This window comes from Pseudomonas sp. MS15a(2019), assembly GCF_013277805.1.
Taxonomy (GTDB): Bacteria; Pseudomonadota; Gammaproteobacteria; order Pseudomonadales; family Pseudomonadaceae; genus Chryseomonas; species Chryseomonas benzopyrenica.
Map to the genome: position 1 here is coordinate 31,198 of NZ_VBTN01000014.1, position 14,492 is coordinate 45,689.

11 protein-coding genes are annotated in these 14,492 nt (G+C 68.0%); 4 read left to right on the plus strand and 7 right to left on the minus strand.

Annotated features, from left to right (window positions below; all coding sequences use genetic code 11):
- Positions 1-28: 28 nt before the first annotated feature.
- Both FEZ61_RS20130 and FEZ61_RS20135 read right to left on the minus strand, forming a co-directional pair.
- On the minus strand, positions 29-499 hold the full coding sequence (locus FEZ61_RS20130; RefSeq protein WP_173150198.1) for a nuclear transport factor 2 family protein: 471 nt from the start codon (positions 497-499) through the stop codon (positions 29-31).
- A gap of 89 nt (positions 500-588) precedes the next feature.
- On the minus strand, positions 589-1,353 hold the full coding sequence (locus tag FEZ61_RS20135) for a LuxR family transcriptional regulator (protein WP_017639080.1): 765 nt from the start codon (positions 1,351-1,353) through the stop codon (positions 589-591).
- 154 nt (positions 1,354-1,507) lie between these two features.
- On the opposite strand from FEZ61_RS20135, the gene FEZ61_RS20140 reads away from it, so the two are divergent.
- Together FEZ61_RS20140 and FEZ61_RS20145 are read left to right on the plus strand one after the other, a co-directional pair.
- Positions 1,508-2,890, plus strand: coding sequence for an APC family permease (locus FEZ61_RS20140; protein WP_173150200.1), 1,383 nt, complete (start codon positions 1,508-1,510; stop codon positions 2,888-2,890).
- Between the two features lie 26 nt (positions 2,891-2,916).
- Positions 2,917-3,849, plus strand: coding sequence for an acetamidase/formamidase family protein (locus FEZ61_RS20145; protein WP_017639078.1), 933 nt, complete (start codon positions 2,917-2,919; stop codon positions 3,847-3,849).
- On the opposite strand, the gene FEZ61_RS20150 is transcribed toward FEZ61_RS20145, so the two are convergent.
- Complete coding sequence (locus FEZ61_RS20150; protein WP_017639077.1) at positions 3,822-4,718, minus strand: DMT family transporter; 897 nt, start codon at positions 4,716-4,718, stop codon at positions 3,822-3,824. The two genes, FEZ61_RS20145 and FEZ61_RS20150, sit on opposite strands and share 28 nt — an antisense overlap.
- A gap of 137 nt (positions 4,719-4,855) precedes the next feature.
- On the opposite strand from FEZ61_RS20150, the gene FEZ61_RS20155 reads away from it, so the two are divergent.
- A complete protein-coding gene (locus tag FEZ61_RS20155) occupies positions 4,856-5,782 on the plus strand; it encodes a LysR family transcriptional regulator (protein ID WP_173150202.1) in 927 nt (308 codons plus the stop codon).
- On the opposite strand, the gene modC is transcribed toward FEZ61_RS20155, so the two are convergent.
- The 4 genes from modC to ettA form a co-directional block, all read right to left on the minus strand.
- Positions 5,774-6,850, minus strand: coding sequence for a molybdenum ABC transporter ATP-binding protein (gene modC / locus FEZ61_RS20160; RefSeq protein ID WP_037063009.1), 1,077 nt, complete (start codon positions 6,848-6,850; stop codon positions 5,774-5,776). The genes FEZ61_RS20155 and modC overlap by 9 nt on opposite strands.
- Positions 6,847-7,524 carry a molybdate ABC transporter permease subunit gene (modB, locus tag FEZ61_RS20165; RefSeq protein WP_017639074.1) on the minus strand — a complete coding sequence of 226 codons (678 nt, stop codon included), beginning with the start codon at positions 7,522-7,524 and terminating at the stop codon, positions 6,847-6,849. The genes modC and modB overlap by 4 nt, the downstream gene beginning before the upstream one ends.
- A 4-nt stretch (positions 7,525-7,528) precedes the next feature.
- Positions 7,529-8,284, minus strand: a complete 756-nt coding sequence (modA, locus tag FEZ61_RS20170) for a molybdate ABC transporter substrate-binding protein (RefSeq protein ID WP_173150204.1) — start codon at positions 8,282-8,284, stop codon at positions 7,529-7,531.
- 124 nt (positions 8,285-8,408) lie between these two features.
- Positions 8,409-10,073, minus strand: coding sequence for an energy-dependent translational throttle protein EttA (gene ettA / locus FEZ61_RS20175; protein ID WP_017639072.1), 1,665 nt, complete (start codon positions 10,071-10,073; stop codon positions 8,409-8,411).
- Positions 10,074-10,284: 211 nt separating this feature from the next.
- On the opposite strand from ettA, the gene FEZ61_RS20180 reads away from it, so the two are divergent.
- Entirely contained in the window at positions 10,285-14,478 is a 4,194-nt protein-coding gene (locus FEZ61_RS20180; protein ID WP_017639071.1) for an EAL domain-containing protein, read from the plus strand.
- Positions 14,479-14,492 lie beyond the last annotated feature (14 nt).

The window sequence follows — 14,492 nt, forward strand, 5'->3', positions numbered from 1 at the left end:
CCGGTCCAGGCTACGCCCTATCCAAGTCTTACAACCCCAGGTCGCTCAACCCCGGATGATCGTCCGGCCGCCGCCCCTGGGGCCAGTGAAACAGCCGTTCGGCCTCGCTGATCGGCAGGTCGTTGATACTGGCGTGACGCTCGGCCATCAGGCCCTGGTCGTCGAAGTGCCAGTTCTCGTTGCCGTAGGTGCGGTACCACTGGCCGTCTTCATCCCGCCATTCGTAGGCGAAGCGCACGGCGATGCGCGCGCCGTCATGGGCCCACAGCTCCTTGATCAGCCGGTACTCGTGCTCGCGCTGCCACTTGCGGGTGAGAAAGGCCTCGATGGCGGCGCGGCCCTGGAGGAAATCCGAGCGATTACGCCAGCGGCTGTCGGCGGTATAGGCCAGGGCCACCTTGGCCGGATCGCGGCTGTTCCAGCCGTCTTCGGCGGCGCGGACCTTTTGCTGGGCGGACTCCAGGGTAAAGGGAGGAACGGGGGGACGGGCAGCGCTCATGGGGACTCTCCTTGGCAGATGAGGCCCCAGTGTCAGGCCGCAGCGGGAGTGTCACAAGGTCGAACGGCCCACGGATCTGGCCAAGTCGCTCAGACTTCTACCAGGCGATAGTGCAATCCCCGCACCACCGCCTCGACCCGGTTGCGCGCGCCCAGTTTGCGGGCGGCGGAGTTGAGGTGCAGGTTGATCGTGGCGGTGGAGCGGTTGAGGGTCGCGGCGATGCGCTTGGCGGTCAGCCCCTTGGCGGAATACTGCAGGCATTCACGCTCGCGCGGTGTCAGGCGGATCTGGCCGCAGCGCCGCTCGGCGGGCGCGAGCAATTCGTCGGCGCGGGCCTGGAAGGCATGGGCGAGGACCAGAAAGGCGCCTAGACAGGCTTCGCCGGCGGCCTCGGCGTCCGGGGCATCGGCATCGAGGATGCCGGTCAGGGTGGCGAAGGCACCGCCGGGCAGGTGCAGCGGTACCGTCACCCCGGTAGCGAGGCCGCTGTCCCGCACATAGCAGGTGACCGGCCGATGACTGTCACCCAGATACTCGCGCAGGGCGCTACGGGTTTCGCTGCGAAACGACCAGACGAAGGGTGCCGCGCGCCGGCTGGCGCACTGCTGCACCGGATCGATCTGGTAATAGCCGCGCTCGCACCAGAAGGCCTGCATGTCCGCCGGGGCGTTGCGCACCTTGAACACCGAGGGCGTGATGAGCACCCCCTCGTGGCTCAGCGGCACCGGGGCGTAGTCGTAGATCAGCGCCTTGCAGCCGAGGCGATCAGCGCTGGCCTGCACCGTATCCAGACAGGCGTCGAGCGTGGGCAATCCGACGAGGCGGCGGCTAATGGTGAGCAGATCGGCATGCATCTTGGAGCTCCTCCCCTGGATCACGATGGGGAACGCGAAGCAAAGGTTCTGCCAGTCACGCCAGCGCTGCTGCAAACCTAGCACTTTTATGGATGGGGCCCGCATCCACCCTGGCCTAGAGTCGAGCCTACCCCGCCCCTTCGAGGAAGCCCCCATGACTCAGCACGCTCCGTCCGGCGACAGCGCCGACCTCGCCCGCTTCGGCTACACCCAGGAACTCAAGCGCCAGCTCGGGCTGAAGGACCTGCTGATCTACGGTCTGGTGTTCATGGTGCCCATCGCCCCCTTCTCCATCTTTGGCGGGGTGTTCGATGCCAGTCATGGCATGGTGCCCCTCACCTACCTCATCGGCTTCGTCGCCATGCTGTTCACCGCGGTCAGCTACCAGCAGATGTCGCGCGCCTTTCCGGTGGCCGGCTCGATCTATGCCTACGTCGGTCGCGGCCTGCATCCGGCGCTGGGCTTTCTCGCCGGCTGGGCCATCCTGCTCGACTACCTGCTGGTACCCACCCTGCTCTATGTGATCGGCGCCAACGCCATGGCAAACGTCATCCCAGCCATTCCCCAGCCGCTGTGGATCGTTTTCTTCGTCGGCCTCAACACCCTGGTCAACCTGCGTGGCATCGAGACCACCGCCCGCGCCAACCGGCTGTTCCTCTATGGCCAGCTGGCGGTGCTGCTGGTGTTCGTGGTGCTGGCGTCCCTGGCCATCAGCCGCGGGGTCAACGGCGCCGAATGGACCTTGAAGCCGCTGTACAACTCCCAGGAATTCTCCCTGCCGCTGATCTTCAGCGCCCTGTCGGTGGCGGTGCTGTCCTTTCTCGGCTTCGACGCCATCTCCACCCTCTCCGAAGAAACCCGCGGCGGCAGCCGCGTGGTGGGCCGCGCCACCCTACTGGCCCTGACCCTGGTGGCCGCGCTGTTCATGGTGCAGACCTGGCTGGCCGCCCTGCTGCAACCCAACCTGATCCAGTACCCCGACGCCGATGCCTCGAACAACGCCTTCTACGAGATCGGCCGACTGATCGCCGGCCCCTGGTTGCAGGTGGTGATCGCCCTGGCGGTGGCCATCGGTGCCGCCATCGCCAATGCCCTGGTGGCTCAGGCCGCCACCTCCCGGCTGCTGTTCGCCATGGCCCGCGACCGCCAACTGCCGCAGTTCCTGCGCCAGATCCATCCCAAGACCCGGGTGCCGCAGCGCGCCATCCTGCTGGTGGCGGCCCTGAGTCTGGTGCTGGGACTGTTCTTTGTCGGCCAGATCAACCTGCTCGCCTCCATGTGCAACTTCGGTGCGCTGACCGCCTTCCTGCTCCTGCATGTGGCAGTGGCCTGGCATCACCGCGGCTCCGGTCGCCCGCTGCTGTACGCCCTGGTCCCGCTGGTCGGCTTCATCGTCCTCGCCTATGTGCTGTTCAACGCCGACATCTACGCCAAGGTCGGCGGCAGCTGCTGGATGGTGCTGGGTCTGGCCGTGCTGGCCTTCCTCAGGCTCAGCGGCCGGACCACGGAATTCAAGGCGAACGACGCCGTCCATTAGGCACAGACCCGCCGCGGAGGCTCCCGATGATCAAGACCCTGCACAGCCAGCACTGCCATTGCGGCTGGGATCACAGCCTCGCCCCGGCGCTGGAGGTCGCGCCGGGCGAGACGGTGAGCTTTGCCTGCCGTGACGCGGCGGACGGCCACTTCCACGCCCACTCCAGCGCCGCCGACGTCGCCACCCTGCCCTTCGAGCGGGTCAATCCGGTCTGCGGCCCGCTGTGGATCGAGGGTGCCGAGCCCGGTGATGTACTCAAGGTGACGCTGGACAGCTTCACCCCCAGCGGCTTTGGCTGGACCGCCAACATACCCGGCTTCGGCCTGCTCGCCGACCAGTTTCCGGACCCGGTGCTGCAGCTCTGGCATTACGACCGCAGCGGGCAGACACCGGCCGCCTTCGGCGAGCTGGCGCGGGTCCCGCTCAAGCCTTTCGCCGGCACCCTGGGGGTGGCTCCTGCTGCGCCAGGTCTGCACTCGGTAGTGCCACCGCGGCGGGTGGGCGGCAACCTGGATATCCGCGACCTGGCCGCCGGCACCAGCCTTTACCTGCCGGTGGAGGTAGCCGGGGCGCTGTTTTCCATCGGCGATACCCATGCTGCCCAGGGCGATGGTGAGGTCTGCGGCACCGCCATCGAGACCGCCATGGCGGTCACCGCGACCTTCGAGCTGATCAAGCAGCAACCGCTGGCCATGCCGCGCTTCAGCACCCCGGGGCCGGTCACCCGCCACCTCGACGGCGCCGGTTACGAGGTCTTCGCCGGCGTCGGGCCGGACCTGCTGGCTGCGGCGCGCATGGCCGTCAGCGGCGCCATCGACTGGCTCGGGCAGACCCGCAACCTGCCGGCGGAACAGGCCTATCTGCTCTGTTCGGTCTGTGGCGACCTGCGCATCAGCGAGATCGTCGACGTGCCCAACTGGGTGGTTGGCTTCTATTTCCCGCGGATCGTGTTCGAATAGTCTGGCGCCCGCCGCGGCAACGTCCCCCACAGCGAGGCGATGACGATCAGCAGGCCGCCCACCCAGCCCCAGAGGCCCAGGCGTTCGTCCAGCCAGAAGCTGGCGAACAGCGCGCCGAACAGCGGCTCGGCGCCCATCAGCAGGGCGACGCGGGTGGCGCTGGTGCGGCCCAGGGCATAGTTCTGGGCAAGAAAGGCGCCCAGGGTGCAGAACAGCACCAGGTAGCCGGTGGCGAGCCAGAAGCCTGGCTGCACGGGCAGCGGCGCCAGACCCGGGCCCAGGACGAACAGCAGCAGACAGGCCAGGCCCACCACGCCAGTCTGCACCGCAGTCAGCGCCAGGGCCGGCACCGGGGCACTGGCCTGCTGCAGACGCCGGCGCACCACGCAGACGTTGACCGCTCGTAGCACGGCCGCCAGCAGGATCAGGCCGTCCCCCAGGTTGAAGCTCAGGGTCACCCCGCGGGTCAGCAGCCCGGCGCCCGCCACCGCCAGCGCCGCGGCGCCCAGGGCGCGGGCCTCGGGGCGCTGGCCGAGCAGCCACCACTCGGCGAAGGGCGTCAGGGCCACGCAGAGGCTGATGAGAAAGGCGGCGTTGCTGGCGCTGGTCAGGGCCACGCCATAGGTCTCGGCGAGAAAGATCGCCAATAGCAACAGACCGGTCGGTATTCCTGGTCGCCAGGCCCGTCGGCCCTCGCCCCTCAGGGTGGGCAGCAACAGCGCCGCGGTGAGGCAGAAACGCAGCGCCAGGTAGCCCAGCACCGGATAGAGCACCACGGCGTCCTTGACCACGGCATAGCTGGTCCCCCAGACCAAAGCAGTGGCGAGCAGCAGGCCTTCGGCGAGGCCGAAGGTGGGGCGTTGCGACATGACGGTTTCTCCTTGAACAGACCGCCAGTGTGCCCACATCAGGTATGCACCATAAGCTCGTTCGCGTGTATAGCTCTTGTTCCGCCAGGGAAGCAATGACAGTCTTCCCGACCCCATTGCTTCCCGTGTATTTTGGTATGGACCTTCTGCGCGCCCTTCCCCTGTTGCCCTGCATGATCGCCTTCGCCAAGGTGGTGGAGACCGGCAGCTTCACCGCCGCCGCCCGGCTGCTGGACGCCACGCCCTCGGCGGTCAGTCGCCAGGTCGCACGGCTGGAACGGGAGCTGGGGGTACGCCTGTTGCAGCGCACCACCCGCCAGCTGCGCCTGAGCGAGGCCGGCCGCGAGGTGCTTGGCCACTGCCGCCAACTGCTGACCGCCGCCGGCGCGGCACTGGACAGTGGCCTGCAGCACCGCGAAGAACCTCGCGGCCAGGTGCGGCTGGCGGTGCCCAAGGCGGTCGGCTACCGGCTGATAGCGCCGCTGCTGCCGGACTTTTTCCAGCGCTATCCCGAAGTGGATCTGCAACTGCGCCTGGACGACCGCCCGCTGGACCCCATCGCCGACGACCAGGATCTGCTGGTGCGCATCACCGAGCAGCCGCCTGCCGGCTTCGTCGCCCGACCGCTGCGGGAGATGGACTTCGTGCTCTGCGCCAGCCCGGCTTATCTAAAAGGGCGCGGCACGCCGCAGCAGCCCCAGGCACTGGCCGAACACGATTGCCTGTACCTGGGCGAAACTCCGGGCGACCAGCGCTGGCAACTGCGCCGCGGCAACCGGGTGGAAAGCGTGACGGTGCGCGGCCGCCTGGCCTGCAATCACAGCGGCGTGCGCCTGGAAGCCACCCTCGCCGACCTCGGCATCGCCTGCCTGCCGGCCTTTGCCGCCGAAGCCGGCCTGGCCGACGGCAGCCTGCTGCGGGTACTGCCCGACTGGCAATACCTTGGCCCCTACCAGGGTACCGCCTGGCTGCTCTATCCGCCGGATCGCCAGTTGCCGGCGGCGGTCAGGGCGCTGGTGGATTTTCTGCTGGAGCGGCTCGGGCCAACCCCAGGCTCAGGCTAGCACCGCCACCGACTTGAGCTGCGCCCAGACCCGGCTGCCCGGCTGCAACGCTAGCCGCTCCCGCGAATAGCGGGTGATCCGCGCCAGCAGCGCCGTGCCGCCCAGGTCCAGGCGCACCAGCACCTGGGCCGGCGAACGGGTCGGGGCGATCTCGGCGACGGTGGCCGGCAGCACATTGAGGATGCTGCTGTGCTGGCGTTCCAGGCTGAGGCTGACATCCCGCGCCAGCACCTTGATGCGCAGCCCCTGCCCGGGCGGCAGCGGCGCATGGGCGAGCAGCACGCGCTGCTCGCCCGCCAGCCCTAGGCTGAGCAGGCCGTAGTCCGGGTCATGGCCGAGCACCCGCCCTTCCAGCACCACCCCGGCGTCGTCGGCCAGGGCGATGGGCAGGTCAAGGCGTGCCAGCACCTCGGTGGTCGGCCCACTGGCCAGCACCCGGCCCCGCTCCAGCAGCACCAGGTGATCGGCCAGCCGCGCCACCTCGTCGGGGGCATGGCTGACATAGAGGATCGGCAGTGCCAGTTCCCGGGTCAGGCGTTCCAGGTAGGGCAGGATCTCGGCCTTGCGCTCGGCGTCCAGCGCCGCCAGGGGTTCGTCCATCAGCAGCAGCCGCGGACTGGTCAGCAGCGCGCGGGCGATGCCGACCCGCTGGCGCTCGCCGCCGGACAGACGCGCCGGCATCCGCGCGAGCAGTCCCTCGATGCCCAGCAACTCGACGACCTGCTCCAGCGCCAGCCGGCGCGCGGCGGGCGCCACCCGCTTCCAGCCGAACAGCAGGTTGCGGCGCACATCCAGGTGCTCGAACAGATTGGCGTCCTGGAAGACGTAGCCCAAGGCGCGCCGGTGCGGCGGCAGGAACAGGCCGCGGTCGCTGTCCTGCCAGGTCTCGCCGGCCACCACCAGGCGCCCGCGGGCCGCGGGTTCGAGGCCGGCCACGCACCTCAGGCAGCTGGTCTTGCCCGAGCCCGAGGGGCCGAACAGCGCGGTGACGCCGCTGCCGGGCAACGCCAGGTCCACGTCCAGCGTGAACCCCGGGTGCGTGAGTTGGAATCTCGCCGCGAGACTCATGTCCAGGCCGACCGCCCGCGGCGCCCATAGAGCAGCAGCAGGATCACGAAGGAGAAGGCCAGCATGCCGCCGGCCAGCAGGTGCGCCTGGGGATACTCCATGGCCTCCACGTGATTGAAGATCTGGGTAGAGACCACCTGGGTGCGCCCGGGGATGTTGCCGCCGATCATCAGCACCACGCCGAATTCGCCCACGGTATGGGCGAAGCCGAGGATGGCGGCGGTGACGAAGCCCGGCCGCGCCAGCGGCAGCACCACATGGAAGAAGGTATCCAGGGGGCCGGCCCTGAGGGTAGCCGCCGCTTCCAGGGGACGTGGACCGATGGCCTCGAAGGCGTTCTGCAGCGGCTGCACCACGAAGGGCAGCGAATAGAACAGCGAACCCACCACCAGTCCGGCGAAGGTGAAGGGCAACCGACCCAGGCCCAGCGCTTCGGTCAACTGCCCCACCCAGCCTTCCGGCCCCATGGCCAGCAGCAGGTAGAAGCCGATCACCGTGGGCGGCAAGACCAGCGGCAGGGCCACCAGGGCGCCGACGGACCCCTTGAGCCGGGAGCGGGTGCGCGTCAGCCACCAGGCGAGGGGCGTGCCCAGCACCAGCAGCAGCAGCGTGGTCACGCTGGCCAGTTCCAGGGTCAGGCGGATCGCCGCCCAGTCCGCCGCACTCAGGGTCATGAAATCACTGCCGATAGCCGTAGGCCTTGAGCACCGCGGCCGCCTGGGGTCCCTTGAGATAGGCCAACAGCGCCTTGGCCGCTGGCTGGTCCTGGCCCTTGTCCAGCAATACGGCGTCTTGGCGGATCGGCTCATAGAGCGCGGCCGGCACGATCCAGGCCGAGCCTTCCTTGATCTTGCCGTCCTGGTAGATCTGCGACAGGGCGACGAAGCCCAGCTCGGCATTGCCGGTGGCGACGAACTGGTAGGTCTGGGTGATGTTCTGGCCTTCCACCCGCTTGGCCGCCACCGCCTCGGTCAGGCCCAGCTTGGCCAGCACCTGGGTGGCGGCCAGGCCATAGGGCGCGGTCTTGGGATTGGCCACGGCCAGGTGGGTGAAGGCGTTCTGCTTGAGTACCGCGCCCTCGCCGTCCACATAGCCAGGCTTGGGCGACCAGAGCGCCAAGGTGCCGATGGCATAGGTGAAGCGCGAGCCCTTGACCGCCGCGCCCTCGTTTTCCAGCTTGGCCGGAGTGGTGTCATCGGCAGAGAGAAAGACCGCGAAGGGCGCGCCGTTCCTTATCTGGGTATAGAGCTGGCCGGTGGCGCCGCTGGAAATCACCAGCTGATGACCGGTGTCCCGGGTGAACTGCTCGCCGATGCCCTTGAGCGGCGCGCTGAAATTGGCGGCCACGGCCACCTGGACCTCGTCGGCCAGGGCGGGGGTGGCCAGGGCCGCGGTGAGCAGCAGCAGCGACAGGCGGGAACGGCTAGACAGCATCGGGTTTTCTCCATCAGGGGTTGGGCGTGAGGCTGACGGCACTGAAAACAACGTTCAGGCCTCCCGCAGCAACGAGACAAAAGAAAACGCCGCTGGGTTTCCCCAGCGGCGTTTCGGCGGACGCTTACGCCAGCTTCTTGTACTTCACCCGCTTGGGCTGGGCCGCGGCCTCACCCAGGCGCTTCTTGCGATCGGCTTCGTACTCGGTGTAGTTGCCTTCGAAGAACACCACGTTGGAATCATCCTCGTAGGAGAGGATGTGGGTGGCGATACGGTCGAGGAACCAGCGGTCGTGGGAGATCACGATGGCCGCGCCGGGGAAGTCCAGCAGGGCGTCTTCCAGGGCCCGCAGGGTTTCCACGTCCAGGTCGTTGGAGGGTTCGTCCAGCAGCAGCACGTTGCCGCCCTGCTTGAGGGTCAGCGCCAGGTGCAGACGCCCGCGCTCACCGCCGGAGAGGTCCTTGACGAACTTCTGCTGGTCGGCGCCCTTGAAGTTGAAGCGCCCCACGTAGCTGCGCGAGGGCACCTCGTAGTTGCCGATCTTGATCACGTCGGAGCCGTCGGAGACCTGCTCCCAGACGGTCTTGGTGTCGGACAGGTTCTCGCGGCTCTGGTCGACGCTGGCCAGTTGCACGGTATCGCCGATCTCGATGCTGCCCGCGTCCGGCTGCTCCTTGCCCATGATCATGCGGAACAGGGTCGACTTGCCGGCGCCGTTGCCGCCGATGACGCCGACGATGGCGCCCTTGGGCACCACGAAGCTCAGGTCGTCGATCAGCAGGCGATCACCATAGCCCTTGCTGACATTCTTGAACTCGATGACCTTGTCGCCCAGGCGCTGGCCGGCGGGGATGTAGATCTCGTTGGTCTCGCTGCGCTTCTGGAATTCCTGGGACTGCATTTCCTCGAAGCGCTGCAGCCGGGCCTTGGACTTGGACTGGCGGGCCTTGGCACCGGAGCGTACCCATTCCAGTTCGGCCTTCATGGCCTTGGCGTGGGCGGCTTCCTGTTTGGCTTCCTGGGTCAGGCGCGCGGCCTTGGATTCCAGCCAGCCGGAGTAGTTGCCCTCGAAGGGGATGCCCTGGCCGCGGTCCAGTTCCAGGATCCAGCCGGCGACGTTGTCGAGGAAGTAGCGGTCGTGGGTGATGGCCACCACGGTGCCGGGGAAGTCGTGGAGGAAATGCTCCAGCCAGGCCACCGAGTCGGCGTCCAGGTGGTTGGTGGGTTCGTCCAGCAGCAGCATGTCGGGGGCCGACAGCAGCAGGCGGCACAGCGCCACGCGGCGCTTCTCGCCACCGGAGAGCACACCGACCTTGGCGTCCCAGGCCGGCAGGCGCAGGGCGTCGGCGGCGACTTCCAGCTGGCGCTCCAGGTTGTGGCCGTCGGCGGCCTGGAGGATGGCTTCCAGCTTGGCCTGCTCGGCGGCCAGGGCGTCGAAGTCGGCATCCGGCTCGGCGTAGGCGGCATAGACCTCGTCCAGGCGGGCCTGGGCCTGCTTGATCTGACCGACCGCTTCCTCGACCACCTCACGAACCGTCTGCTCGGGATCAAGTTTCGGTTCCTGCGGCAGATAACCCACATTGATACCGGGCATCGGCCGCGCTTCACCTTCGATCTCGGTATCGACGCCGGCCATGATGCGCAGCAGCGTCGACTTGCCCGCGCCGTTCAGACCGAGCACGCCGATCTTGGCGCCGGGAAAGAACGACAGGGAGATGTTCTTGAGGATTTCACGCTTGGGCGGCACGACCTTGCCGACCCGGTGCATGGTGTAGACGTATTGAGCCATGGGAGAACCTTGGGACCGGAATGAAAAACAGGGGACACAGTATGGCGTCAGCAGCGAACGCTGTCGAAACCCCGCGCGACGAAAGCGCCGACGCTGATCACGCGGAAAAAACCGGCGGAGACACCGTCCGGTCCCTTATCATAGGCCATCCCTGCCCCGCGGAACCGGGCGCAGCCGAACGGCCATCGCCTCTGCAGGAACGCAGTCCGTCGTGAATAGCCCGCCCTCCTCGCTGCCGGAAGAGCCGCTCGCCCCCTCCTCGCGACGCCTGACCCGCGGTCTGCTGATCCTTTCGCTGCTGGCCATGCTGGCCCTGATGTTCTGGCAGGCCTTCGCCAGCGTGGCCGAGCGCGAGGCCCTGCGTCGCGAACAGCTGGAAGGCCTGACCCGGCAACTGGCCAACACCGTCGAATTCGGGCTGGCGCTCAAGGCCCAGGCCGTGCGCAGCACCCTGCGCTGGTCGCTGGATCCAACCCTGCCGCTGGCGCCCAATCTGCTGCTCAGTCTCAAGGACTTCTTTCCCGGCCTGCAACAGGTGCGCTGGCTGCCGGCCAATGCCAACCTGCGCGCCGCGCGCCTGGGTGATACGCCAGACGCCGCCTTCATCCAGCAACTGATCGCCCGCAGCGGTCAGGCCGACTTCCGCTACGGCTACAACGCCGAGGCCAGCGCCGCGCCCCTCTATGTGCTGCTGGCCGGCGATCCTCAATTGCAGGACGGCTGGTGGGTGCTGACCAGCGCGCCCCTGCTCGAATCCCTGTGGCGGCCGAGCCGGGTGCCATCGGGCCTCGACTGGCGCCTGGAGGATCGCACCCAGGGCACCCTGCTGTTCCGCGTCGGCGCGACCCCGGCGGCGAGCGGCATCGACGAGGTCCGCCAGGAGCTGGCCTACAGCAACTGGCAGGTGGTGGGTACCCATCCCGGCGAAGACGTGGGCGCCACGTTGCTGGGCGCCTCCTTCGGCCGCCTGGCGCTGTTCAGCCTGTCCGGCCTGGTGGCCGCCATCCTGCTCTACCTGCTGCTGCGCGAAGAACAGGGCCTGCGTGCCCTCACCCTCGCCTCGCGGCGTGGCTTGCGCCTGGCGGGCACCGCCCTGAACGGCATCGAGGAAGCCGTCTGCATGACCCAGGCCGATGGCCGCCTGGTCCATGTCAACGCCACGGCCGGCCGTCTGCTGGGCATCGCCCCCGACGACGCCCAGCAGTATTTCCTTGCCAGTCTGTTACCCCCGTTGGTTGCCCTGACGCCCGCCGAGCGGGACAGTGGTGCCCTGATCAGCCTGACGGTGGAGGGGCAGCCACGCCGTTTCACGGTCAGTTGCCATGCCCTGGCGGACAGCCAGCCCAGCGCCCGGGTCCTGCGTGACCGTACCCAGACCCAGGACGGTTTCGTCTGGGTGCTGCGCGACGTCACCGACCAGCAGCGCAACCTGGACACCATCCAGACCACCCGTCAGCGCTATGAGAACATCTTCAACGGGGTGCACACCGGCATCTGCGTGGTCGATCTGAGCGCCATCTGGCCCCGCATGCGCGACCTGGGGCTGGAGCGCCCCGAGCAACTGGCGGAGTTGTTCGCCCGCCAGCCCGATGTGCTGGATACCCTGGGTCGCCAGGTACGCATCACCGAGATCAACCAGCGCGCCCTGGAAATGCTCGGCATCGAGCACCTCGACCAGGCCTGGGCGCGGCTGGTAGGTGACTCCCACGTCCAGCTCGGTGGCAAGCGCTACCGCCTGCTGGCCGGCCTGCTCTCCGGCCAGCAGGTACTGGAACTCGAGACCTGCATCAGCACCGCCGAGGGCGAACGGCACCTCTGGCTGACCATGCACCTGCCAGCCGACCCCAGGCACCTCGACGCGACCCTGCTCAGCCTCAACGACATCACCCAGCGCAAGCTGGGCGAATTGCGCCTGCTCGAGCGCGACAGTTTCTGGTCGAATCTGATCAGCGCCATCCCCGACACCCTCTACACCTATGACGTGGCCAGCGGCGAACTGACCTACGAAAGTCGTTCACTGGCCCTCAAGCTCGGCTATCCGCCGGAGGCCTTTGCCAGCCTCGGTCGCGCGCGCCTGCACCCGGATGACCTCGAACTGCACGAGCGGGTGGTGAGCATGCGCCCGACGCTCTCCGACCAGCCCAGCAGCAGTCTCTTGCGCTGGCAGCACCGCAACGGCGGTTGGCGCTGGTTCGACGTGCGCGAGCAGCGCCTTGCCCGTGCGGCGGACGGCACCGCGGCGAGCGTGGTCGGGCTGGCCCTGGATGTCACCGATATGGTGCGGGCCAGCGAGCGCCTGCGCGAAAGCGAGAATCGCTACCGGCAGCTGGCGGAAAGCATCAGCGACGTCATCTTCACCACCGACGCCCAGCTGGTGCTCAACTACATCAGTCCCTCGGTGGAGGAATTGCTCGGCTATCCCGTCGGTGAGCTGCAACAGCGCACCCTGGCCGAACTGGTGGTGCACTCGCGCCAGTGGCAGGAGGTCCGGCGCACCCTGCAACGGCTGCTGCGCAGCCTCGACAATCCACGCGCCCTGGCCGAGTTGCGCCGTGAGCACTTCGCGCCCCTGGTGCTGGACTGCCTGCACGCCCAGGGGCATACCCTGCAGATCGAGCTGCGCCTCAAGCCGCTGTGGGACGACCACGAGCGCTTCGCCGGCCTGCTCGGCATCTGCCGCGACATCTCCGCCCAGCGCCGCACGGACAAGGACATGCGCATGGCGGCCACGGTGTTCGACCACTCGGCCGGCGCCATCCTGGTCACCGACCCGGCGGGCTACATCGTGCGGGTCAACCGCACCTTCACCCGCATCACCGGCTTCAGCCCCGAAGAGGTGTTCGACCAGCAACCGATGATGCTTTGCGCCGACAAGCAGGAAGCCAACCAGCTGCAGCACGTGATGCAGCAGCTGCGCACCGAGGAGAGCTGGGAAGGCGAACTCTGGCAGCGCCGGCACGACAACGAGCCCTACCCCTCCTGGGTCGGCATCACTGCCATCCGCGACGACGACGGCGACCTGATGAGCTATGTCTGCTTCTTCGTCGACATCAGCGAGCGCAAGGCCAGCGAAAGACGCATCCACCGCCTGGCCTACTACGACGCCCTGACCCTGCTGCCCAACCGCACCCTGTTCCAGGATCGCCTGCACAACGCCCTGCAGCAGAGCCGCCACAACGGCAGCTGGGTGGTGCTGATGTTCCTCGACCTCGACCGCTTCAAGCCGATCAACGACAGCCTCGGCCACGCCGCCGGCGACCGCCTGCTCAAGGAGGTGGCCATGCGCCTGACCGCCTGCGTCGGCACCGAAGACAGCGTGGCGCGCATGGGGGGCGACGAATTCACCCTGCTGCTTTCCGGCCTGGAAACCCGCGAGGCCGCCCTGGCCCAGGCGATCCGCGTCGGCGAGCTGATCCTTACCCAGCTGGCCGAAGCCTTCATCCTCGAAGGCCGCGAATTCTTCGTCTCCGCCAGCATCGGTATCGCCCTGTCGCCCCAGGACGGTAGCGAGCTCAGCCAGCTGATGAAGAACGCCGACACGGCCATGTACCACGCCAAGGAGATGGGCAAGAACAACTTCCAGTTCTACCAGGCCGAGATGAACGCCCGCGCGCTGGAACGCCTGGAACTGGAAGCCGATCTGCGCCATGCCCTCCTGCAGGGGGAGTTCCGCCTGCACTACCAGCCGCAGTATCGCTGCGACACCCGCCGCCTGACCGGGGTCGAGGCCCTGCTGCGCTGGGAGCACCCGGTGCGCGGCCACGTCTCGCCGGCGGAGTTCATCCCGGTGCTGGAGGAGATCGGCCTGGTGGTCCAGGTGGGCGACTGGGTGATCCGCGAGGCCTGCCGGCAGATGCGCGAATGGCACGCCGCCAAGGTGCGCATCCCCAAGGTCTCGGTGAACCTCTCCGCCCGCCAGTTCAGCGATGGCCAGCTCGGCCAGCGCATCGCCGCCATCCTCGCCGAGACCGGTCTGGCACCGGCCTGCCTGGAAGTGGAACTGACCGAGAGCATCCTGATGCGCGACGTCGGCGAAGCCCTGCAACTGCTGGGCGAACTCAAGGGCCTGGGGCTGTGCATCGCGGTGGACGACTTCGGTACCGGCTACTCGTCGCTCAACTACCTCAAGCAGTTCCCCATCGACATCCTCAAGATCGACCGCAGCTTCGTCGACGGCCTGCCCCACGGCGAGCAGGATGCCCAGATCGCCCGGGCCATCATCGCCATGGCCCACAGCCTCAACCTCTCGGTGATCGCCGAAGGGGTGGAAGAGCAGGAGCAGCTGGACTTCCTCTGCACCCACGGCTGCGACGAGGTCCAGGGCTTCCTCTTCGATCGCCCCTTGCCGCCGGACCTGCTGCGCCAGCGCCTGGAACGTCAGGGTCTGTTTCCCGTGCTGACATGAGACCGGTGGCGCCA